At 37.4% G+C, this 22,392-nt stretch carries 18 protein-coding genes and 2 pseudogenes; 5 read left to right on the forward strand and 15 right to left on the reverse strand.

Features of this window, described 5'->3' with window-relative positions; genetic code table 11:
• Positions 1-27 precede the first annotated feature (27 nt).
• Positions 28-1,407, reverse strand: a complete 1,380-nt coding sequence (locus V192_RS0108920) for a bifunctional metallophosphatase/5'-nucleotidase (RefSeq protein WP_025870958.1) — start codon at positions 1,405-1,407, stop codon at positions 28-30.
• Positions 1,408-1,624: 217 nt separating this feature from the next.
• Here V192_RS0108920 and V192_RS0108925 point away from each other — a divergent pair, with 217 nt between their 5' ends.
• Entirely contained in the window at positions 1,625-2,083 is a 459-nt protein-coding gene (locus V192_RS0108925; protein ID WP_025870960.1) for a methylated-DNA--[protein]-cysteine S-methyltransferase, read from the forward strand.
• 116 nt (positions 2,084-2,199) lie between these two features.
• Here V192_RS0108925 and V192_RS0108930 read toward each other — a convergent pair whose 3' ends face one another.
• The 7 genes from V192_RS0108930 to V192_RS0108960 all read right to left on the reverse strand — a co-directional run bounded on the left by V192_RS0108930 (position 2,200) and on the right by V192_RS0108960 (position 9,518).
• On the reverse strand, positions 2,200-2,622 hold the full coding sequence (locus V192_RS0108930) for an Asp23/Gls24 family envelope stress response protein (RefSeq protein ID WP_025870962.1): 423 nt from the start codon (positions 2,620-2,622) through the stop codon (positions 2,200-2,202).
• 27 nt (positions 2,623-2,649) lie between these two features.
• On the reverse strand, positions 2,650-2,883 hold the full coding sequence (locus tag V192_RS0108935) for a DUF2273 domain-containing protein (protein ID WP_025870963.1): 234 nt from the start codon (positions 2,881-2,883) through the stop codon (positions 2,650-2,652).
• A 225-nt stretch (positions 2,884-3,108) separates the two neighbouring features.
• Positions 3,109-3,672, reverse strand: a complete 564-nt coding sequence (gene amaP, locus V192_RS0108940) for an alkaline shock response membrane anchor protein AmaP (RefSeq protein WP_025870965.1) — start codon at positions 3,670-3,672, stop codon at positions 3,109-3,111.
• 196 nt (positions 3,673-3,868) lie between these two features.
• Complete coding sequence (locus V192_RS0108945) at positions 3,869-5,050, reverse strand: AI-2E family transporter (protein WP_025870966.1); 1,182 nt, start codon at positions 5,048-5,050, stop codon at positions 3,869-3,871.
• 483 nt (positions 5,051-5,533) lie between these two features.
• The gene (locus V192_RS0108950; RefSeq protein ID WP_025870968.1) at positions 5,534-7,222 is read right to left on the reverse strand and encodes a ribonuclease J; all 1,689 of its coding nucleotides are present in this window, start codon (positions 7,220-7,222) and stop codon (positions 5,534-5,536) included.
• 31 nt (positions 7,223-7,253) lie between these two features.
• A complete protein-coding gene (gene dapA, locus V192_RS0108955) occupies positions 7,254-8,126 on the reverse strand; it encodes a 4-hydroxy-tetrahydrodipicolinate synthase (protein ID WP_025870970.1) in 873 nt (290 codons plus the stop codon).
• A 336-nt stretch (positions 8,127-8,462) separates the two neighbouring features.
• A complete protein-coding gene (locus tag V192_RS0108960) occupies positions 8,463-9,518 on the reverse strand; it encodes an aspartate-semialdehyde dehydrogenase (RefSeq protein ID WP_025870972.1) in 1,056 nt (351 codons plus the stop codon).
• 238 nt (positions 9,519-9,756) lie between these two features.
• Between V192_RS0108960 and V192_RS0108965 the strand changes: the two genes are divergently transcribed.
• Positions 9,757-11,403, forward strand: a complete 1,647-nt coding sequence (locus tag V192_RS0108965) for an alpha-keto acid decarboxylase family protein (protein WP_025870975.1) — start codon at positions 9,757-9,759, stop codon at positions 11,401-11,403.
• Between the two features lie 92 nt (positions 11,404-11,495).
• Positions 11,496-11,954 carry an S-ribosylhomocysteine lyase gene (locus V192_RS0108970; protein WP_025870977.1) on the forward strand — a complete coding sequence of 153 codons (459 nt, stop codon included), beginning with the start codon at positions 11,496-11,498 and terminating at the stop codon, positions 11,952-11,954.
• Between the two features lie 99 nt (positions 11,955-12,053).
• On the opposite strand, the gene V192_RS0108975 is transcribed toward V192_RS0108970, so the two are convergent.
• On the reverse strand, positions 12,054-12,872 hold the full coding sequence (locus V192_RS0108975) for a ZIP family metal transporter (RefSeq protein WP_025870979.1): 819 nt from the start codon (positions 12,870-12,872) through the stop codon (positions 12,054-12,056).
• A gap of 160 nt (positions 12,873-13,032) precedes the next feature.
• On the opposite strand from V192_RS0108975, the pseudogene spxB reads away from it, so the two are divergent.
• Positions 13,033-14,759 (forward strand): annotated as a pseudogene (gene spxB, locus V192_RS19785) (pyruvate oxidase).
• A 72-nt stretch (positions 14,760-14,831) separates the two neighbouring features.
• Here the strand turns inward: spxB and V192_RS0108985 are convergent.
• The 4 genes from V192_RS0108985 to V192_RS0109000 all read right to left on the reverse strand — a co-directional run bounded on the left by V192_RS0108985 (position 14,832) and on the right by V192_RS0109000 (position 19,674).
• On the reverse strand, positions 14,832-17,255 hold the full coding sequence (locus V192_RS0108985) for a MucBP domain-containing protein (protein ID WP_025870980.1): 2,424 nt from the start codon (positions 17,253-17,255) through the stop codon (positions 14,832-14,834).
• 407 nt (positions 17,256-17,662) lie between these two features.
• On the reverse strand, positions 17,663-17,917 hold the full coding sequence (locus V192_RS0108990; RefSeq protein WP_010760943.1) for a CsbD family protein: 255 nt from the start codon (positions 17,915-17,917) through the stop codon (positions 17,663-17,665).
• Positions 17,918-18,015: 98 nt separating this feature from the next.
• Positions 18,016-18,615, reverse strand: a complete 600-nt coding sequence (locus V192_RS0108995) for an alpha/beta hydrolase (RefSeq protein ID WP_025870983.1) — start codon at positions 18,613-18,615, stop codon at positions 18,016-18,018.
• A 117-nt stretch (positions 18,616-18,732) separates the two neighbouring features.
• Positions 18,733-19,674, reverse strand: coding sequence for a helix-turn-helix transcriptional regulator (locus tag V192_RS0109000; protein WP_025870985.1), 942 nt, complete (start codon positions 19,672-19,674; stop codon positions 18,733-18,735).
• A gap of 85 nt (positions 19,675-19,759) precedes the next feature.
• On the opposite strand from V192_RS0109000, the gene V192_RS0109005 reads away from it, so the two are divergent.
• Positions 19,760-20,203, forward strand: a complete 444-nt coding sequence (locus V192_RS0109005; RefSeq protein ID WP_025870987.1) for a VOC family protein — start codon at positions 19,760-19,762, stop codon at positions 20,201-20,203.
• A 67-nt stretch (positions 20,204-20,270) separates the two neighbouring features.
• On the opposite strand, the gene scrK is transcribed toward V192_RS0109005, so the two are convergent.
• Positions 20,271-21,146 carry a fructokinase ScrK gene (gene scrK, locus V192_RS0109010; protein ID WP_025870989.1) on the reverse strand — a complete coding sequence of 292 codons (876 nt, stop codon included), beginning with the start codon at positions 21,144-21,146 and terminating at the stop codon, positions 20,271-20,273.
• A gap of 59 nt (positions 21,147-21,205) precedes the next feature.
• Positions 21,206-22,245, reverse strand: a pseudogene (locus V192_RS19790) (aldose epimerase family protein).
• Between the last annotated feature and the right edge of the window lie 147 nt (positions 22,246-22,392).

The following is a 22,392-nucleotide window of genomic DNA, read 5'->3' on the forward strand; positions in this document are numbered from 1 at the left end:
CCGCCTAGATTTTATTATACCTTGTTTTTATTGGATTGGGTAGTGCTCGTTCAAGTAGTCGGCTAAAACTGTTCGAATGAATTCTGGAAAGATAAATTCTATTTCTCCAGCCAATTCGATCGTGGGAAAATACGGAATGAATATAAAATGATCAACGGTTGTAAAAGTATACTTTCGTGTTCGCTCAATAGGCTTATTTTTCCATAATACTTGCCTTTTTTGTTTATCATAGGTCAAACCGTCGTAATACAGCTCACCAAAAACTTTACCGCGAAAACCCATTCCCGTAATTGGAAACTTTCGTAAATAGTGCCGATTTTTTTCCATTTCTCTAACCATTCGAATCAGTTCAGAACCAGCCAACGTCACTCGGATCAAATGCATTGGATGAGGTAATGTTTCATGCAGTTGGTCTTCATTTACGATTCCTTTTGGGATATCAGATAAAAATAAGCCATTGTTTAAAATAGCGACCTCCGTTTTACCTTTTTCCTTTAAAGCCTTTAATGCTGTGACGATCAGTGGATGTTCGGCATTCAAGTCACTCAACAAAGGTTCAGAAATTTGAGCAACTTTTTTAGCTTGCAACAATTCATGCCCCAAAGCCAGATAGTCAGCACTTTCTTTTTGATCTGTCGAATGTGCGGGAAGTTCAGCTGTTGGAATGACTTTGGCCTCACTATGGATAATTTTACCATTTGCAATTGTTAAGTGAACTTCTCCAATGTAGTAGCCGAATTTGCCTGCAGCTGAAAGTTGCGTATCGTTGATCTTTTCACCATGCTTAAATAGATGATGGGTGTGTGAGCCCAGCAAAACATCGATTTCAGGATAGCTAGTAGCAATTTTTATATCTTCGTCAATGCCCAAATGACTCATTAAAATCAATAGATCGCATTTAGACCGAACTTCCCTAATGAGTCCTGGCAACGTCTCATTTATCGAATGAATGTCCCAACCATTGGGCTCATATGTTAAAGGAAAAGGAGCAGTTAACGCAATCAGACCGATTTTAGTCTTTTCTTTGGTTTGGATGATTTTATAAGGTTTTGCCCAAGCTGGTGCTTTTCCCGTCTCTAAATCAACTAAATTCCCAAGTAAAACATCAAAATTTCCATGATCATATAAATGATTCAGCTGCTCTTTAGAATTTCCAATCCCTTCATTATTGCCGATCGTAGCAGCATCATAGCCGATTTCATTCATCAACTCGATATTCGCTTGACCATCAGTCGCTTCGGTCAGTGGATGCCAACGATCAATAAAGTCCCCTAAGTCAAGGGTTACAACCGTTTTACCTAATTGTTTATATGCACTTTTTTGTCTGAGTAGATATCTTCTTATTTTGGGCCAATTTTCTAAATGTGAATGTAAATCATTCGTGTGAAAGATAACAATCTCTTCCATTATATCGCCCCCGATTTCAGTATATAAAAATATAGTACCATACTTCCAAAAGAAATAAATACAAGTTACCTTCAATAAATCAGTAGCAACAACTCATTACAAATTGAGCACACAATCTATTAGAAGGATCGCTTTGTTTATTTTATCATAAAAAATTTTTCCGCATGAAACGATTATGGCGTATAATGAAGAAACTAGTTAAATAAAGGAGAATTGGATGAAAATTAACGTACCTTTTGGTTCTGTTTGGTTAGATGGCGATGACGAAGGGTTAACGGCCATTTCTTTTGTCGAAAGAAACGAGTATCGAACAAATTATTATACAGAGCAAGCAGCAAAAGAACTCACAGAGTATTTTTCAGGTAAACGGACTTCCTTTACTGTCCCGTTATCTATTCACAGCGGTACTGTTTTTCAAAGAAAGGTTTGGGAAGCTTTATATGAGATTCCTTATGGTGAAACTCGCAGTTACCTAGATATTGCTCAAGCGGTTGATTCACCTAAAGCCGTTCGTGCGATCGGTCAGGCCAACAGTAAAAACCCACTCCCGATTATTATTCCCTGCCATCGAGTAATCGGTAAAAATGGTAAATTAACAGGCTATTTAGGTAGTTCTGAACAGGATGGACTTACCATCAAAAAACTTCTTCTTCAACTTGAAAAAGTATCACTCTAAAAACTGAATTACTCTTTTTAATACTCACAACAAAATAACAGGAAGCAAAACAGCATTGGTTTTGCTTCCTGTTATTTTGTTGTTGTGTAATAGAATGAAAAATACGCTTAAAAGAACTAGTTGCTACCTTTCCCTTCATCGCTGTCTTTGCCACGATACTTCTCTAAATATTGCTCTTTTGTCATTACATCATCTACGCTCATATTGAATTCAACCAATTCTAAACCTGTCATATAAGTAATTGCTTCTTTCACTTTTTCAACGGTTTGGTCAAAAACTTGGGAAATATTGACATCATATTTGCAAATCACCGATACATCAACAGCTACTTGTTTTGTTCCAACTTCTACGCCGATACCTTTTGTAACATCTTCATTGTCTCTAAAACGGTCCGCAAAATCTGTAAAAAGATTGCCGCTCAATCCTAAAATTCCGTCAATATCCGAAATAACCACACCTACGATTTTTTTGATTACGACATCACTAAATGTTAACTTTGCTTTTAATCCACCTGTATTGTTTTCTACTGCTTCTGCCATTTGCATTCACTCCTTCAAATTAGTTTTTTAAATTCCTATCATAGATCTGACTGAATCTATCAAGGAATAAATATCCAAATCTTCATCCCGCATTTTCCCAATGATATATCCTACCGCTGCAAAAATTAATAAGACAAGGGTTTTTCCAAACCCTATCAGTAGCAAAAGAAGTGCTAAAAGAAAAAATAAGGTAGTCCAAATAATCCGGAAACGATAGGGTTTAAGTTGTTTGATCCAGTATTCTTTTTTCTCTTGATTCATCGCTTTTCCTCCTAATTTAAAAACAGAACAGGCTCGTTTCTCTTTTTCCCCGAAGCTCTTAGGAATTGTTGAGATCCAAGCAAAGCGTAGTGCTAGCCTGTGAAGCTAACTAATATCAAAAGCACGCAGAGCTTGTTCAGTCTCGAAAGAAAATAGACCACTCAGGGATAATCTTTTTATCACAATCGGAGTTTATCTTTTCTAAGACTTAGCCTGCAAGGCGAGCTAAATCACTCGTGATTGTTTTTTGCTAAAAGCTGTAGATTCTGTTGGTTCTTTTTCTCTCAATTGAACTGTTACCTGACTATCAATTGATTCTAAAGCTGAAGTTAAAGCACTTTGTATTGTTACTTTGATTTCATCCGCTAAAGGCTGATAGCGTTCTTTACTTCTAACATCCACTCTTAATTTCACTGCTACTTTTTCTTTCCCTTTGATTTTTACTTTCATTTTAGTCTTATCCGGGTGAATAATTGTACTGTACGCGTCTTCTACTATTTGTTCTACCGTGCTTTTTGGAATTTCGATCCGATTCTTACCGTCTTTAATGATCAAATGTTTTCTTTGCCCAGAAACAGAAAGAACGATAATCAAACTGAGCAACAAGAAGCCGCCCAAAATAAGCAAGGTCCATTCAAAAAACGTAAACAGCCAAGGATAATTATAAAGAAGCCCATCAACTTCATAGGATAACCAAGGTATGTCGATCAACTGACTAAGTAAACCTAATGTTCCGACAAACAATAGGAGTATAACCAACGCAAAAATAATTTTCAGCAATCGTTTCATATACTTCCCTCCTTTGAGACTAATTGTTTTGCTGTTGATTAAATTGTAACGCCTAAAAAAAAGTATTACAAAAGATACGAATTTCTTTTTTGTTATTAGGAAAAAATTAATCTTGATTGCATCATAAAAAAAGCGATCAAACCTCTACACAGCGGCAAATAGCCAACTGTTTTCGACATTCAATCACTTATTCTAATTATTCATCTAAATATTCTTCTTTTGAAAATTCAGTATCCTCATACTCACCGCTATCTCCATAAAATTGATTATAACGTTGTTTAAATTTACGAAAAATATACGTGACTAAAACTTTAGCAATCGCATAAATAGGAATACCAAATATCAAACCAAACATCCCTAATAAATCACCCATTACTAACAATACGATTACAATCGTTAATGGATGCACCACCAATTTTTTCCCCATCACTTGAGGAGAAATCAAATGACCATTCAACATTTGGACGATCATCCAGACAATAGTCATTTTGATAAACATGCCAAACGAAACCATTAATGCCACAATTGCCGCAGGAATGAAGGCGATCACAGGTCCAATGTAAGGAATTACCGCTGTAATCCCAACAATAATCGATAACGTTCCTGAATAAGGCACTTTTATCAACCAAAACCCGATAAACGTCAAAATTCCAATCGAAATTGATACGAGAATTTGCCCCTTCAAATACGCACCGACCTGACTACTCATCGTTGCCCCAATCTCTCTTGCGTCACTTCTAAAGCGTGGTGGAATAATTTTTAAAACAAAAGAGAAAAACTTTTGATCATCTTTTAATAGGAAAAAAGTAATAATTGGTGCCGTAACCATTACTAGTGCAAAACCAGTCAAAGTAGAAAAAACAGTAGACGCTCCTTCGACAGCCTTACTAAAATAACTTCCTATTCCGTCTGATACATTGTCAAACCAGCGTTGAATACCATCTAATGCATTCGCTAAAGGTTTTTCCAAAGCTGAATTATGGAAAAAGTCAGTCACCATCTTGTTTAGGTCATTCATATACTGCGGAAAGCTTTCTATTAATCCATCCACCTGTTTTTGCAACATTGGAACAACCAGAATAATGCCAATAACGATTAGAGCTATTAAAATAATAAAAATAGCTGAAACACCATATACTCGTTTTACCTTATGTTTTTCTAGCCAATTGACGACTGGGTTAAATAAATAATATAAAATCAATGCTAAAATCGTCGGACCAATAACCGTTTTGAAAACTACACCGATTGGACCAAAAATAAAACCAACCTGGTGAAAAATAAAAATAACAGCGCCCAACAATAACAGGGCAACTAATGTAAATAATAAATTTTTTCCACCTAGAAATTTAATCCAGCGTGTCTCTTGTTTCTTTTCCATTTACTTCCCTCCTTAAATTAAAAGCATAGTAGGCTCATTTAGCCTTGAATGAAAAATAGGAAAATAAGACTGAGGTGCTTTTTGCCTCTTTCTTATTTTATCTTTTTTCCGAAAGGCTAGCCTACGAAGCTAGATAACATTAAAAGCATAGTAGGCTCGTTTAGTCTTGAATGAAAAATAGGAAAATAAGACTGAGGTGCTTTTTGCCTCTTTCTTATTTTATCTTTTTTCCGAAAGGCTAGCCTACGAAGCTAGATAACATTAAAAGCATAGTAGGCTCATTTAGTCTTGACTGAAAAATAGAAAAATAAGATGGTATCGTTTTAAGAACACTTAAATCCCATCCAAAACACTAGTCTACTAGCCAGAGAACAGCACTTCTTTATTGTAGCGAAAAATTCAGCATCTGTAAAAAATAGTCCCTTCACTGTTGACACAAAAAATCACTCAGCCATTGAATAACTGACTGAGTGATTTTATCTACTAATTCGCTGCTTTACGTCCTTTGCGTTGTGTCGCTTCCATAATAACTGGTAGGATCACAGGACGGCGTTTTGTTTGTTCAAACAGGTAACGGCTTAATTGCTCACGAATATCTTGCTTTAATTTGCTCCACTCAAAATCGCTACTTTCAAGATGTTTTTCAACAATCTCAGTCACGATATTACTACTTTCTTTCATCAAATCTTTACTGGTTTTCACATAGACAAACCCTCTTGATGTGATTTTAGCAGGTGAAACGATCCGTTTTTCACGGCGATTGATCGTCACAACCGCGACGAAAATACCATCCTCAGATAGAATGCGACGATCGCGAAGTACGATATTACCGATATCTCCAACACCGATTCCATCGATCATGATATTGTCTGCCGTTGTGCTGCCGGCCACATTCATTTTTTGCTTACTGTATTCAAGGATATCCCCTCGACCAGTAATAAAGATATTTTTGTAAGGAATTCCTAATTCATGGGCTAAATCTGCATGCGCTGCTAATTGACGATACTCACCTTGAATTGGAATAAAGTATTTAGGTTTGATCAAGTTCAGCATCAATTGTAGATCGTTTGGATTGGCATGACCAGAAACGCGCATATTATCAGAGATTTGTTTAACGACGCCACCTGCACGATAAACAATATCTTCTGTTTTAGCAACAGCAGTTTCCATCGCAGTTGTCGGTGTCGTTGTGATATATACCAAATCGCCTTCTTTGATTTTGACCACACGGTGAGTCCCATTTGCCATTTTTTGTAATGATTTAATTGGTTCTCCCATTGTTCCTGTCTCTAAAATTACTAATTGATCATCTTGGTATTTTTTCATCTCTTTTACGCCGATGATTAAATCTTCACTTGGTAATTTTAGCTTATCTAACTTGATTGCCGTATTGATAATTCGTTGAAAATCTTGCCCCGTCAATACGATTTTACGGTCAGAACGATGTGCAGCATCTAGTATTTGTTGAACACGTTGTAAATTACTGGCCACACAAGCGACAATGATCCGACCTTCCCAATAGCGGATTGTATCAAAGACTTCATCAGCTATTTGAAGCTCAGACACAACTTGTGCCGGGTTTTCAGCATTAGAAGAATCGCTCAATAATGCCAACACGCCTTCATTACCGATCTCAGCTAATCGACCAAAATCTGTTTGATACATCGGAATCGCACTCTGGTCAAACTTGAAATCTCCCGTGTAGACGATGTTCCCTTCTTTGGTTTTCAAATTGATTCCGATAGAATCCGGAATCGTATGTGTTGTCCGGAAAAAACTGATCGTAGCATGCGCAAAATCGATTTCCGTATGGGCATCGACTACGTGAAAATCATTGAAGTCTTTAGAATCTGCATGATCTCCTACGTTTAATTTTGCTAACTCGATTGTTAATTCCGTACCGAATACTGGTACATGAACTTTAGATAAAAGATATGGTAGTGCTCCGATTGCATCGGCATGACCATGTGTTAAGAAAATCCCTGCAACACGATCGATATTTTCCACCAAATACGTAAAATCGGGAATCACCACATCAATTCCTAATAGCTCATTTTCTGGATATTTTAATCCACAATCCAGTACAAAAATTTCATCTTCCACTTCTGCGATGTACATATTTTTACCATTTTCACGAACGCCGCCTAAGGGAACGATTTTTATTGTACTCACTCATTTCACCTCTCTATATTCTCATACCGAATCAAAGATCCAGTATGCTTAAAATTTTCGCTTTTTCTTCAGTTGTACATGACACAAGAGGTAAACGTAAATCACCAACGGAAATGCCCATATGATTCAACACAGCTTTTACTGGAGCTGGAGACGGTACTGAAAATAATGCATTCATTTTCGGTAACAACTGACGCTGAATGCTTGCAGCTTTTTTGATTTCTCCATGATCCAACGCTTGGAACATATCGTACATTTCATTACCAAACACATGGCTGGCAACTGAAATCACCCCGTGTCCGCCTATCGCTTTTATTGAGAAAGCTAAGGAGTCTTCTCCAGTATACACTAAAAAGTCTTTTGGCGCCTTTTCTACCAACTCTGTCAATGCATCCAAACCGAAACACTCTTTGATGGCAATGATATTATCTAATTCGGCTAAGCGTAAGGTTGTTGCTACATCAAGGCTGGCTACCGTTCTTCCCGGAACGTTATATAAAATGATCGGTAGATCGCTTGCCTCAGCTATCGCTTTAAAATGTTGATATAGCCCTTCTTGATTTGGTTTATTATAATAAGGCACGACTGCCAAACCTGCATCGATTCCTCGAATAGCTGAAAGTTCTTTTACAAACTCAACTGAATCCCGCGTATCATTGGTTCCCACACCGCAAATGATCGGCACTCTTCCATCAACTAAGCGAATCACTTCATTAAACAACTCGATTTCTTCATCATGTGTCAGTGTTGGTGATTCCCCTGTCGTTCCGGCTAAAATAATTCCTTCTGTATGATGATCAAGCAAATGGTCCACTAACTGAGGCAGCTTAGCAAAATCGATTGCGCCGCTTTCATCAAAAGGTGTGACCATCGCTGTAATTATCGTTGCATTTTCTAAATTCATACTTACTACCTCCTAATTTAAAAGCGTAGCGGGCTCGTTTAGCTCTGACTGGAAAATAGGAAAATAGGTTTGTGACGCTTTTTGTCACTGGCAGATTTTATCTTTTTCCCGAAGAGCTAGCCCGCGAAGCTAGATAACACATGGTGACAACGTTTCATTTCGCTAAATCTTGTACTTTTCAACGTCACTTCACTTCATTCACTGAGGTTTACAGCAAGAGCGTAGCGGACTCGTTTAACCCTGACTGGAAAATAGGAAAATATGTTTGTGACGCTTTTTGTCACAGGCAGATTTTATCTTTTTCCCGAAGAGCTAGCCCGCGAAGCTAGATAACATTTAAACTCTCACCAAATCCATCTCATGCAGTGTTTCTGCAATTTGAACTGAATTCCAAGCAGCACCTTTTAATAAATTATCCGAAACGACCCACATATGATAGCCTTTATCGATATCGATGTCTTGACGAATTCTTCCGACAAACGTTTCTTTGCGATCAATACTTGTTAATGCTTGCGGATACAATTGCTGACTTGGATCATCTTGTAAAACAGCGCCCGGAGCATTGGCAATCAGTTCTTTGATTTTACTCACATCAGAACCTTCTTCTTTAACTTCAATATAAATCGATTCAGAATGACCAGAGATAACAGGGATTCGCACACATGTAGCAACGACTTTAATGGTGTCATCTTCCATGATTTTCTTCGTCTCATTAACCATTTTCCACTCTTCATACGTATAATCAGCCTCAGCAAAGACATCGATTTGAGGCAACGCATTGAAAGCAATCGGATAGTGTTTTTTATCGCCGCCAGCAGGTAAAATGGTTGCTTCTAATTTATCCGCAGGCGTGCCATTGATATAGGCTAACGCTTGTGATTTCAACTCTTCCATTGCGTTGATTCCGGCACCACTGACTGCTTGATAGGTTGAAACAATCAAACGATCCAACCCATAAGCTTGTCTGATCGGCTCAAGTGCTACCATCATTTGGATCGTCGAACAATTAGGATTAGCAATGATTCCTTTATGACGTTTTAACGCCTCTGGATTCACTTCTGGTACAACTAAAGGAACGTCTGGATTCATTCTATAATGACTTGTATTATCGATAACAACGGCTCCACGTTTAACCGCTTCCGGTGCAAATTGTTTTGAGATGCTGCCTCCTGCACTAAACAATGCGATATCCACGTCCGTAAATGATTCAGGTATCAACTCTTCGATTACAAGGGTCTGTCCCTTAAACGTTACCGTCTTTCCCGCAGAACGTTTTGAAGCTAAAAGTTTTACCTGATTCATGGGTAATGTTGTTTCTTCCAACATTTCGAGCATTTTTGTGCCAACAGCACCTGTAGCGCCTACCACGGCTACATTATACATTTTTTTCATACTTATTCGTCTCCTCTCAAATTCCTGAAGAAAGTTGCTTTTTCTATTTTACCATAATATTGGCTTTTACTACATAGCAAGTAAAATGATTTTGCTTTATTTTCTGAAAAAAACGGATAATACATTTCAAATAGTTCTTTAATGGCTTTCTTATGATCGATGCAACATAGTCGACTATTCCTTTTTGCAGATTTATACTGTTTTGGCAAGCTATTTTTTGAGAGGATGAGATAATTAAATGTATACTGTAGCAGATTATTTATTAGATCGTTTAAAAGAATTGGGCATCGATGAAATATTCGGCGTTCCAGGTGATTATAATTTACAATTTTTAGACCATATTACTGCCAGAGAAGATCTTGAATGGATTGGTAATGCGAATGAGTTAAATGCTGCTTATATGGCAGATGGTTATGCTAGAACAAAAGGAATTTCGGCATTTGTTACCACTTTTGGCGTAGGTGAATTAAGTGCTGTCAATGGTTTAGCAGGGAGCTTTGCAGAAAATGTGCCTGTAGTCGAAATTGTCGGTTCACCAACAACGATCGTGCAAGAAAGTAAAAAACTTGTCCATCATACATTAGGCGACGGCAACTTTTTACACTTTGAAAAAATGCATAAAGAAGTAACTGCAGCAATCGCTCATCTAACAGCAGAAAATGCTTTGACCGAGATCGATCGTGTCCTTACTATCGCATTGATTGAAAAACGACCTGTTTATATTAATTTACCGATCGATGTTGCAGAAGTTGAAGCCACTCGTCCAAGCAGTCCTCTGAGTCAAAGCTTGGAAAAACTGACAGATATTGAAACAGCTATTTTAGAGAAAGTTGAAAAAGCTCTCTCTCAAGCAAAAAATCCTGTTGTCATTGCAGGTCATGAGATTTTAAGTTATCATATCGAACATTACTTAGACGAGTTTATCCAAAAATTCAATCTGCCGATCACGACTTTACCACTTGGAAAAAGCGCATTTAATGAAGAAGATCCTCATTATTTAGGCACTTACTCAGGTTCTACAACGGAAGAGCCTCTAAAAAGTCGAGTTGACACAGCTGATTTAGTTTTACTTTTAGGTGCTAAACTGACAGACTCTGCTACGGCTGGCTTTAGTTATGGTTTTACAGACAAACAAATCATCTCAATTGGCAGCACAGAAGTCTTGTTTTATGGAGAAAAGCTCGAAACAATTCAATTGGATCGTTTCGTTTCTGCTTTGGCAACTCTCTCTTTTTCTAGATACTCAGGTGAAATACTTCCGGTCAATAGAAGCTCAATCCAAGTAATCAAAGATGAAAAACTAACACAAAAACAGTTTTGGGAAATGGTCGAAACGTTTCTTATTCCAGGTGATACTGTGATCGGCGAGCAGGGAACCTCTTTCTTTGGTTTGACGAATGTTGCACTAAAAAGAGAGATGCATTTTATTGGACAGCCTTTATGGGGATCGATCGGATACACCTTTCCTTCTGCATTAGGCAGTCAACTTGCGAATAAAACTAGTCGACATCTTTTGTTTATTGGAGATGGCTCACTGCAACTAACTGTACAGGAATTAGGAACAGCTTTAAGAGAAGAGTTGACACCCATTGTTTTTGTTATCAACAATAACGGATATACAGTTGAACGAGAAATCCATGGTGCCACAGAAAAATACAATGACATCCCTTTGTGGGATTATCAAAAATTACCGCTAGTCTTTGGCGGCACTAGTCAAACTGTTGCAACTTACAAAGTCACTACAATGATTGAACTGGATGAAGTCATGAAGGCTGCTAGAAAAGATACGAAACGATTGCAATGGATCGAAGTCGTGATGGAGCAAGAGGATGCACCTGAGTTGTTGAAAAAACTAGCGAAGATTTTTGCAAAACAAAATTCTTGATATCACCGTTGATAAGACGGAATCTATTGACTTTCTGCGCTATTTTGTTATAGTTAAAAGCGACATTTACTTAATTTGAAGGAGTGAATAATATGGCACGCGTTGAAAGTTTTGAATTAGATCATAATACAGTGAAAGCCCCTTATGTTCGTTTAGCAGGTACTGAAAAAAATGGTGAGGTCTTGATCGAAAAATACGATCTACGTTTCTTACAACCAAATGAAGACGAATTACCAACAGCTGCAGTTCACACGTTAGAACATTTATTAGCGGTGAATTTGCGCGATCACCTAGAAGGCATTATTGATATCTCTCCAATGGGTTGTCGCACTGGCTTTTATATGATCATGTGGAATGAACATTCTCCAAAAGAAATTCGCGATGCTTTAGTTAAAGTATTGAACTTTATCGCTGAGACAGATTTCGTTCCTGCTGTTTCTGCTAAAGAGTGCGGGAACTATAAAGACCATTCTTTATTTTCTGCACAAGAATATGCGAAGATCGTTTTAGAAAAAGGAATTAGTTTAGATCCTTTTGAGCGAGTTTTATAAAATAACAATAAAACGAGGTTGCTTCTGATCCCACCGTTTATTCTGATTTAGAGCCCGGTTCAAAACTGATTTTTAGTTTTGAACCGGGCTCGTTTTTCTTTATCCTAAAGCTACATCTAAAATCATCATAATAATAAAACCTAACATCACACCAAATACTGCAAAATGACGCTTACTTGTCACGGTTTGCTGCGCTTCTGGGATCAATTCTTCAACTACTACATAAATCATTGCACCTGCTGCAAATGCTAAGGCATAAGGTAACAACAACGTTACTTTTGTCACCAAAACAGCTCCAATGATTCCTGCTATTGGCTCAACAATTCCTGAAGCTTGCCCATATAAAAAGGCCTTCTTACGACTCAAATTTTCTTGTCTTAGCGGTATTGAAACCGCTGCACCTTCTGGAAAATTTTGAATACCGATTCCCAAGGCCACAGAAATCGCTGCTAGAACTGCCTTTTTGGGATCATCAGCTGAATTTGCTGCACCAAATGCGACACCTACAGCCAAGCCTTCTGGAATATTATGCAACGTGATCGAAAATACCAACAAAATTGTCCGTTTTAAATGACTAGGCAGACCTTCTTTTTCATGATTCGGACCAAAGTGCATATGCGGTAACGTTTTATCTGCAATGTATAAAAATAACCCGCCCAAGCCAAAACCAAAGCTAACCACAAGCCAAGCAATACTACCATTTTCCTCTGCTTGTTTGATTGCAGGATCCAGCAAAGACCAAAAGCTCGCAGCAATCATCACGCCAGATGCAAAGCCTAACATCATATTTAAAATATCTTTTTTGATTTCCTTAAAAAAGAAAACTAGCCCTGCTCCCAATGCAGTCAGAAAATAAGTGAAACCCGTCCCAACTAACGCTTGCTGCCAAGCTTCTAAAGATAACAGCCAATCAACTATTATGAACACCCCATCTTTCCCAATTTCTTTTCTTGACTTAACTTTATCATACCAATGATTTTATGACCATGCTTAAAGTATAAAATGCTTTCACTTGGTACAAAAAATGAGAAAGAGTATACTTTAGATAGAAGTAAAATAGAGAAACGGAGTGAGCAAAATGACAGAAACAATCAATGCGGCTGTTGCGATGATCAAAGTTTTAGAAAGTTGGGACATCGACCATATTTATGGCATTCCTGGTGGTTCCTTCAACTCCACAATGGATGCCTTATATCAAGAAAAAGAAAAGATCAACTATATTCAAGTCCGCCATGAAGAAGTTGGTGCATTAGCTGCTGCTGCCGATGCAAAACTAACAGGTAAAATCGGTGTAGCTTTTGGTTCGGCTGGGCCTGGTGCCACACATTTGATCAACGGATTATACGATGCGCAAATGGATCACGTTCCTGTCTTGGCTTTATTAGGTCAAGTTGCGACAAGTTCTATGAATTACAATTCCTTCCAAGAATTAAACGAAAATCCGATGTTTGCAGATGTCAGTATTTATAATCGAACGGTGATGACCCCAGAAAGTCTCCCTCATGTGGTGGATGAAGCCATCAAAGCCGCCTATAAAAATAAAGGGGTTGCAGTTGTCACGATCCCTGTTGATTTCGGCACAAAAGAGATTCCTTTACAAGAAGTTTCAACCGCCAAAAATCATCGAACGGGTTTGGTCATGCCACATTATAATGATTTGAAAAAAACCATTCCTTTGATTGAAGCAGCCGAAAAGCCCGTTCTCTATATTGGTCAAGGAACTCGTGGCGCTTGGTTGGAAATAAAAGCTTTTTCTGAACACTTTTCAATGCCAGTGATTTCAGCGGTGTTAGGCAAAGGCATCGTGCCTGATTCATATGAAAACTTCCTCGGATTTGCTGCTCGTGTAGCGACCAAACCCGCCAATGAAGCCTTGGCTGAAACGGATTTGATTGTGTTTGTAGGCAGTGATTTCCCCTTTGCCGCTTATTTTTTTAACCCTGACGCCAAATTCATTCAAATCGATATTGATTCAACAAAGCTAGGACGTCGTCATAAGACAGACGTTGCAATTTTAGGCGATGGGCAAGAAGCTTTAAAAAGAATGGTGGAATTAGGTGAATCACGTCCAGTGGATCGTTGGTTAAAAGCAAATCAGCAAAACAAAGAAAATTGGGTCGCTTGGTTAAGAAGCTTTAATAACAAGGATGATAAACCACTTCGCGTTGAACCTGTTTTTAAAGAAATTCGACGAATTGCTAATGAGGATGCGATTTTTGTAACGGATGTCGGTAATACAACCGTTCACGCCATTCGCCTTTTAGATATGAATGGGAACCAAAAGTTCACCACTTCTGGTTGGTTTGCCACAATGGGTAATGGTGTACCAGGAGGTATTGCCGCTCAACTTAGTTACCCTGACCGACAAGTGTTTACCTTAAGCGGTGATGGCGCCTTTGCTATGGTCATGCAGGATATCATCACCCAAGTAAAATACAAACTGCCAATCATCAATGTTGTGTTTTCAAATGACTCCTTTGGGTTTATAGAAGCCGAACAAGAAGATAGCGAACAAAAGAAATTTGGCGTCTTTTTAGAAGGAGCGATTTTGGAAAGATCGGTGAAGCAATGGGTGCCGAAGGATTTACTATTACAGAATATAATCAATTAGAACCAGCTTTTGAAGCTGCTAGAAAAAGTAGCCGCCCAGTTGTGATTGATATTAAAATCAGAAACACTCGTCCCTTACCTGTTGAGGAATTAGTTCTAGATCCTGACAAATTTAGTGAGACTGAGATCAACGCTTTTAAGGAAAAGTACGACGTTCATGATATGCCTGTGTTGAATCAGTTATTAAAATTATAAGCCACTCAAAAAGCCCTGATTGCTATTTTTTAGCAATCGGGACTTTTTGAGTGGTTTGACTACACGAGTATTTTATTCTGCTTTACGTCTGTGTAGGTATTTTCCGAAAAATGCGACGATCAAACTTAGCAAACCAATACTTACTACATCAGCATTGCTAGTTTCCCCTGTATTCGGAAGTTTCTGTTTAGTTTGCGTAGTTGTTGCCGTGCTACCTGATGAATTAGGCTTATTCGTGTTAGTCGATGAACCTGTTTCTGGCACTTTGCTTGTTAATGGGATAACTTTTCCAGCGCCTGGATCTGAGGTGGTACCTGTTAATGGATCTAAAGTGACCGCTGTTACTTTATCCCCTTTTTTCAATACTACACCTTCTGGCACCGCTGCTGTCCATTTACCCTCTTTATCGACATCTACAGTTACTTGAGCGCCACCTGGAAATGTAACGACTACTTGAGAGTTTGGCATACCTGTTCCGGAAACTTCTTTTGCCCCTTCTAATGAATCATTCACTGTTGGCGCTTCGATTTTTTTGTAAACATACGTTACTTCTGTCGGATCAACATCATGTTTACCTGAAGCGTTGCTAGGTACAGCAGTTAAAATATAGCCTGGAATCGCTTTTGCCGTTGTATTATATGGATCATCAAACAGTCCGTTGATCAAATCACCATTCGCTAAAGGTCTGCCCTTTTCATCGACATAATTAACTGTCACTTTTGTTTTTTTCTTTTTGTACACATATTTCACAGTTTGATTTTTATCAGTACGTGTACCATCAGCGTTAGTTGGCACTGTTACTAGCTCATATCCTGGGATGTCCTTTGGTGTTGTCTTGTAGTCATCACCATATTCGCCCGGAATCACTTCATTTGATGAAATAGGATTATCATTCTCATCAACATATTCAACGTTGATATCTGTTTTGATTTTTGTATAGACATACGTCACTTCTGTTGGGTCCACAGTATGTTTGCCTGTGGCATTCGTTGGCACTGTTTTGACCGTATAACCTGGAATATCTTTTGGCGTTGTATTGTATGGATCATCGAACAATCCTTTGATTAAATCACTATCAGCTAATGGGTTCCCTTGTTCATCAACAAAATTAACTATTACTTTTGTTTCTTTCTTTTTGTATACGTAGCTGACTGTTTGATCCTTGTCTGTATGAAGTCCAGTTGCATTGTCTGGTGTCGCAACTAGATCATAGCCTGGAATGTCTTTCGGTGTTGTAGTATAAGGATCTTCATACTCACCAGTAAACTTGTCATTTGGCTTCAATGGATTCCCAGCGGTATCTACATATTCAACATTGATATCTGTAATGATTTTTTTGTAATAGTATTTAACCGTCTGATCTGCAGCAGTATATTTTCCATCTTGATTATTCGGCATTTTTTCTTGCACAAGTTCATATCCCGGAATGTCGATAGGGCTTGTTGCATAATCCGTACCGATTTTACCATTGTAAGTAGTATTATCTGTGCTATGGATCTTGACTTCATTTCCATCTTTATCTAATAAAATATGTTCGACAATAACTTTTCCAGCCGTTATTTTGAATGCCCCTTGCGTTGTATCTGTGATTGGATCTGTTGCAATATACCCTGCTGGCGGTCTTTCAGTTACTGTATTCGTAATAGTATAATCCCCTGTAGGTAAGCTATTGATTTCTTCTGGCGTCGGTTGTCTATCCTTACCTGTGATCTCAACGGGATTGCCATCTTTATCCGTACCAGAAATCACCCAACTATATTCTTCAGTTTCTCCATACGTATCGTTTGCATCTCTTCCAACTGTAATAGATGATGGATTATCTACAACCGTCCCAGGGGTATTGATTACTCCATCAATGTTTACAGATGAGGTTGCTCTTTGGATATTGTTGTAAAAGAAACCTGTATCTATATCTCCACCAGTTGTCAGTCCCCTCATAGAAACCTTGTAAATTCCCTCTTCAGTATAGTTAGCAAAATCCACTGAACTACCACTTATATAACCATGTACTGGAACATCATTATAAGATAATGAATATTGATATTCATGTGAAAACTCATCAGCTAATGCTCTTTCAAATACTAAGTTTGAGACGTTTGTATAGAAATAATTTTTTTCCACCGGTAGTTCAACACCATCTACACTAACTTTAAAATCATCTGTTCGCCTAGGAGAAACTTTCAATGGCTCTTGTTGTTGAACATTTTCCACTTCCTGCAGAACACTTTCTTGTGTTTCACTTTGCAAATCAGATTCGTCTGATACTTCTTTATTAACTTCCAGCTCATCACTCTCATTAAGTAAAATGTTTTCTGATTCAATTACGCTGTCTGTTAATACTTCTGACGGTTCAGTTGCTACTTCTTTTTCTTCAGCAGTTGCTTGTTCTGCTGATACCTCGTCAGCATTCGCTTGCATTGATGAGTTTATAGCGCTATATGGTAGTGCACCTAAAACCATCGTTGAGACTAATAGTGTGTGTGTCCACTTTTTCATGTTTACCCTTCCTTTTTTGAAATTTTTATAATTACAAATTTTCAATAGTAATTATATCGTATTTATAGATTTTATTTTCTCTTATTTTTCGCAAAATCACTAAAAAAAAGAAAAATACCTTCAAGTAAAGAATATCATCATATTAGTTTATCGTATTTTCTAAAATGAGAACCTCGATTTACGTACCACAAATACTATACCTATGCATTTTCTTCTTTAATAAGTAGCAAGTATCCATTTAAAATTTTCTATAAAAACACTCTCGATTTTATTTGAAAAAAATTAGCGAGGCAAAACTCAATTGAGTTTTGCCTCGCTAATTTAAAATAAATACTAATAATTTGACAAAAATAGCTTTTTATTCTTTATAAAAAACTACTTTTCCATTTTATTACTAATTTCTCTTATTACTTATCATCATGTTTATGGAATTTTTCTTTGATATCTTCAAAGCCTTCTTTGATTTTGTCGCCTAATTTTTCAGCGCCATCTTTGATATCATCACCGGCATCACGAGCTTTGTCTTTTACATCGCCAAAAGCTGATTGCGCTTTGCCTTCAAGTTCTTTACCCTTATCATCTGTTACTTTACCTTGAACTTCTTTAGCTGTACCTTCAACTTTGTCTTTTGCATCATTTACGCGTCCATTTAAATCTGCCATGTGAAAATCCCTCCTAGTTAATTTATAATACATAACTAGCATAGCATCATTTTTGACTTGCTACAAACGATTCGCTTTGTTTTTTATAAGCGAATTATTTAGCGCCTACTCAACCATTGTTTTGCCTGATTGATTTCGTCCATGGTTATTTGATGACCTGAATTAGTCGTCGTAATTGTAACTGTTGCTTGGCGATTTTTCAATTGTTGAACCAACTGATCTGAAGCTTCCTTTGAAACAATAGGATCATTTTCACTCACAGACAACCATAGTCCCTTATCAGAAAGTGAAAAATCTTGGGTATCGACACCTAAAGACATTGGGTGAAACAAAATAGCATGTTTGATAGCAGTCTTACGTTCCAACAACATGTGGGCCGCAATATTAGCACCATTCGAATAACCAACAATGACCCATTCTTCTAATGGTATGCCTTTTTCTTCACTAACTGATGTGATCGATTGGAGTAGGCGGTCACTTTCTGCTTCTAGACTAACTAGGTCAAATTGATTCAATCCATTTCGCTTAAAAAAGCGATTCATTCCAGATTCTTGAATTGTTCCCCGAAATGAAAGTAACGTAGCCTCTTCGTCCAAGAATCGAGCAATGTCGAGCAATGATGTTTCATCCCCTCCAGTACCATGAAGTAATAGTAATTTTTTGCCGTTGGTCTCACCTTTTTCAAATAGATAATGCATTTTTTCCTCCCTTTTTCATTATTTTTAGGACGAAAAACTATTCACCCAAAACGCTTACTTTTTGTAAGTTAATTTCATTTTAGCATCTTTTATGTTATTTGTCACTTTTGCAAAATGCTATAACTGACGCCAGTAAGCAGCAAGAGATGCCGCTCTTTTTGACAGACTTGTTTTTAATTGAACCGGATCGATTTGTATAATTGATTTTCCAAACTGAAGTAGGTAGTTTATAATAAATTCTTCCTCGGCTATATGGTAGTACCCGCTGATCAGGTAATTTTCTTCAGATGCTTGGATTGACATTGAAGGGTAGTTTTCCTTCGAAAAAATATCTTTGCCCTTTTCATTGACTCTGATTGAAAATGACGTTAGTTGATCCTTTTGATAAAACGTTTCAGCTTTTTCTAATAGCGTTTCAAGTGGTAGTGAATCTTGTCGCTTTTCTTCTTCTAGTGACTCAATTTTATCGCAACGAATGACACGGATTTGTTGGGTTTCAATCGTCCAAATTCTAGCATACCATTGGCCAAATTTAGAAGAAAGCTGAATAAATTGAGCCTTGATAGATACTTTTTCTCTTTTTTTTGCATACTGAATATTAAAGATCTTTTCAAGAAGAATTCCTTCAACGATTTCTTTTAAATAGTGACTGACATTGCTATGGTTGACTTGCTCAAGTGTAATGACTTTACGCATTAATAAAAGCTTTTGCTGTAACTTCTCTGGCAGAACCTGACTATATTTTAATTCAAGCGTACTACTTTCCATGTTAAATGGTGTAGAGCGATACCCTTTTAGCGTTAACAAAGCAAAATAAAGAGCATAAATTTCACCTTCTGTAAACAAGCCTGGAGCCACTATCCGAGTATCCAACAGTTGATATTTACCATATCTTCCAAGTTCAGAGTAAATCGGTAGACCAATTTCTTCAAGTGACTGTATATCTCGCAGTGCTGTACTTTTTGAAATGCTATATCGATCGATCAATTCTTTTAAATTAAAACTATTTCTATCCGCTAAAAAAAGAATCATATCATTGATGCGTTCTGCTTTTTTCATAACTCCTCCTAAAAAGTATCATGTTTTAACACCTTTAAGCAGTATACTAAAGGTGGAAAGAAAATAAAAGAAATGAGGAATTCATATGACTTTAGAAATTGCAGTATTTTTATCCATGAACGGACGTGCTGGGGAGGCTTTAGCTTTTTATAAGAAGCATTTAGGTGCTGAAGAATTACTCGTTGTGACCTACGAAGACATGGCAAAAAAAGATGACAGTTTCCTGGTGACAGAAGAAAATAAACAGTTCATTTCCCATTCAGTTTTACAAATTGGTCAAACGAAACTAATGATTGCAGAAGATTCAATGGACCCAACCCAATCATTTAAAGTAGGTACTAACTTTTCTTTGTGTATTCAAAGTGCTGATTTAGTCGAGATTGAAACTTTTTATTCTAATCTAACATCAGATGATCGTGTCAAAATCATTGTACCTTTGAACCAAAATATTTTTAGTGGTGCTTATGGGATTGTAGAGGATCCTTTTGGGGTGCAAATTCAGTTGATGTATGATGAACGTTTAAAATAAATCCTATCTTTATCTATAACTAAAAAATAAGCAATCAAGGATATTTTTCGTCCTGATTGCTCATTTTTCAATCTTTTTCTAATTCTTTTCTAGCCAATGCTAAACACCCAATCGTTCCTGGATCATCCTCTAACTTAGGTGTCACAATATACTCTTCTAACGGAGGTGTTTTTACATAACCATTGATCAGTTTTTCAAATTCATGATGGACTTTTGCTATCATGTGTTCTTGCTTCATCACTCCTCCTCCAAAAATTATGACATCTGGTGCAAGCATTAACGTGGTATTATAGGCTGCTTGTGCAATATAATATGCTTCGATAGCCCAAATTGGATCGTCTTCTGTTAATTCCTGTCCCTTTTTTCCAGCTCTTTTTTCAATCGCAGGACCTGCTGCCATCCCTTCTAAGCAATCGCTATGAAATGGACAACTTCCCTTAAATTGATCCTCTGGATGACGTTTTACGATCATATGCCCCATTTCAGGATGACTGAACCCTTCAATAAAACGTCCGTCTTGAATGGCACCTGCTCCGACGCCCGTTCCGATCGTGTAATAGATGCAACTAGATAAATCTTTCCCACTACCAGCGACATATTCGCCATACGCTGCAGCATTTACATCTGTTGTAAATGCGATAGGAAGATCAAATTCTTTTTTCATCGCCCCAACAAAATCATAATCCTGCCAAGCTAATTTAGGTGTCGAGGTAATATGTCCATAAGTAGGTGAATCTTTATGGATATCGATTGGGCCAAACGAACCGATGCCAATTGCTTTTAAGTTATATCTTTTGAAAAATTCAATCACTAATGCCATCGTTTCTTCAGGTGTCGTGGTGGGGAAACTAACTCTTTCAATAATATCGAGATTGTCATTACCAATACCACATACAAATTTTGTGCCACCTGCTTCAATACTGCCTAAAAATTTTTCCGTCATCTTTGCCACTCCTAAATGTATTTTCTATATCACTATAGTAAAATTATGATTACTTTGAATCAATTGATTTTATAAATCGTCCGACTTTTAAATGAAGTCTCTGGATATAAAATAATATCGCCAAATCCATCGAATTCAATAGCTCCTGGACTGACTTGCGTTTCTAAAGTAAGTCCACCATGATTGACTAATTTCTTTCCTCGAACCTCTGGACCCGTATCTCCAAATTGTGCTGTGAAAATAACCACTGCTGGTCGATCAGTATACATCTCAACAGAAAGATCTTTTTTGGTGCAGTAATAATTGCTTGGGGCTGATCAAAACCCGTCCGATTCAACATAAATGGATGATCCAAACCATCGACCAAGTTCTTTTGCTCATAATTTGTCTCAAATACTTGATTCATACTCTTTGATTCTCTAAAATCGAAAGGTGTTTCATCAACTGAGCGTAATTCACCTGTAACAGTTGTATCACTGTCGACTACTGCAAAGCGGTCAGCATCTACAAATAATTCATGCTCACCAACTGATTGTGTGACATCCCCTGTCAAATTAAAATACACATGATTTGTTGGGTTATATAACGTTGGTTGATCTGTTTCAGCTTGATAGTCAATGATCCATTCATTTTCGTTTGTTAAGGAGTAGATTACGCGAGCTTTTAATTCTCCTGGAAAACCATGTTCTTTGTCAGGACTCATATAAGAAAATATAACAGAAACTTGATTGCTTTTTTCTTCTATTTCCGCCTCCCAGATTTTTGCCTCAAAACTTTCCGCCCCTCCATGCAAGGTATGACCATTTTCGGGAGATACTGGCAACTGATATTTGTGCTCATCAATTGAAAACGAACCATCTTTGATTCTCCCAGCAACACGACCAATCGTTGCGCCAAAATACATGTCTTTAGACAGATATTCCTCTGCAGTGTCAAAGCCTAATACAATATTCCGCTTTTCTCCATTAACCGATACGATCAAATCAACGATTCTGGCTCCTAGGTTTGTAACAGTCATTGTTAAACCATTGTCGTTCGTAAGCGAATACAAAATAGCGTTTTCTCCAAATTTTTGATTACTGATTTTCAATACTTTCATCTCTCTTCCGTTTGAAATCGATTGTTCAATTGGGTAAGCTAACACTATTTTATCATCTTTTACAGCATTTTTTTCTCTAAACTTCAATTTAGGCTACTTTTGTCTATATTTACAACTTTTTGTCAACTTGCACTTAACAAAAACGAG

Source organism: Enterococcus crotali (genome assembly GCF_000633635.1).
Lineage (GTDB): Bacteria > Bacillota > Bacilli > Lactobacillales > Enterococcaceae > Enterococcus_L > Enterococcus_L crotali.

Excerpts from the sequence above, each read along its gene's own strand:
- V192_RS0108920 (WP_025870958.1), bottom strand. The coding sequence starts at position 1,407 with ATGGAAGAGATTGTTATCTTTCACACGAATGATTTACATTCACATTTA.
- V192_RS0108925 (WP_025870960.1), top strand. The coding sequence starts at position 1,625 with ATGAAAATTAACGTACCTTTTGGTTCTGTTTGGTTAGATGGCGATGAC.
- V192_RS0108930 (WP_025870962.1), bottom strand. The coding sequence starts at position 2,622 with ATGGCAGAAGCAGTAGAAAACAATACAGGTGGATTAAAAGCAAAGTTA.
- V192_RS0108935 (WP_025870963.1), bottom strand. The coding sequence starts at position 2,883 with ATGAATCAAGAGAAAAAAGAATACTGGATCAAACAACTTAAACCCTAT.
- amaP (WP_025870965.1), bottom strand. The coding sequence starts at position 3,672 with ATGAAACGATTGCTGAAAATTATTTTTGCGTTGGTTATACTCCTATTG.
- V192_RS0108945 (WP_025870966.1), bottom strand. The coding sequence starts at position 5,050 with ATGGAAAAGAAACAAGAGACACGCTGGATTAAATTTCTAGGTGGAAAA.
- dapA (WP_025870970.1), bottom strand. The coding sequence starts at position 8,126 with ATGAATTTAGAAAATGCAACGATAATTACAGCGATGGTCACACCTTTT.
- V192_RS0108960 (WP_025870972.1), bottom strand. The coding sequence starts at position 9,518 with ATGAAAAAAATGTATAATGTAGCCGTGGTAGGCGCTACAGGTGCTGTT.
- V192_RS0108965 (WP_025870975.1), top strand. The coding sequence starts at position 9,757 with ATGTATACTGTAGCAGATTATTTATTAGATCGTTTAAAAGAATTGGGC.
- V192_RS0108970 (WP_025870977.1), top strand. The coding sequence starts at position 11,496 with ATGGCACGCGTTGAAAGTTTTGAATTAGATCATAATACAGTGAAAGCC.
- V192_RS0108985 (WP_025870980.1), bottom strand. The coding sequence starts at position 17,255 with ATGAAAAAGTGGACACACACACTATTAGTCTCAACGATGGTTTTAGGT.
- V192_RS0108990 (WP_010760943.1), bottom strand. The coding sequence starts at position 17,917 with ATGGCAGATTTAAATGGACGCGTAAATGATGCAAAAGACAAAGTTGAA.
- V192_RS0108995 (WP_025870983.1), bottom strand. The coding sequence starts at position 18,615 with ATGCATTATCTATTTGAAAAAGGTGAGACCAACGGCAAAAAATTACTA.
- V192_RS0109000 (WP_025870985.1), bottom strand. The coding sequence starts at position 19,674 with ATGAAAAAAGCAGAACGCATCAATGATATGATTCTTTTTTTAGCGGAT.
- V192_RS0109005 (WP_025870987.1), top strand. The coding sequence starts at position 19,760 with ATGACTTTAGAAATTGCAGTATTTTTATCCATGAACGGACGTGCTGGG.
- scrK (WP_025870989.1), bottom strand. The coding sequence starts at position 21,146 with ATGACGGAAAAATTTTTAGGCAGTATTGAAGCAGGTGGCACAAAATTT.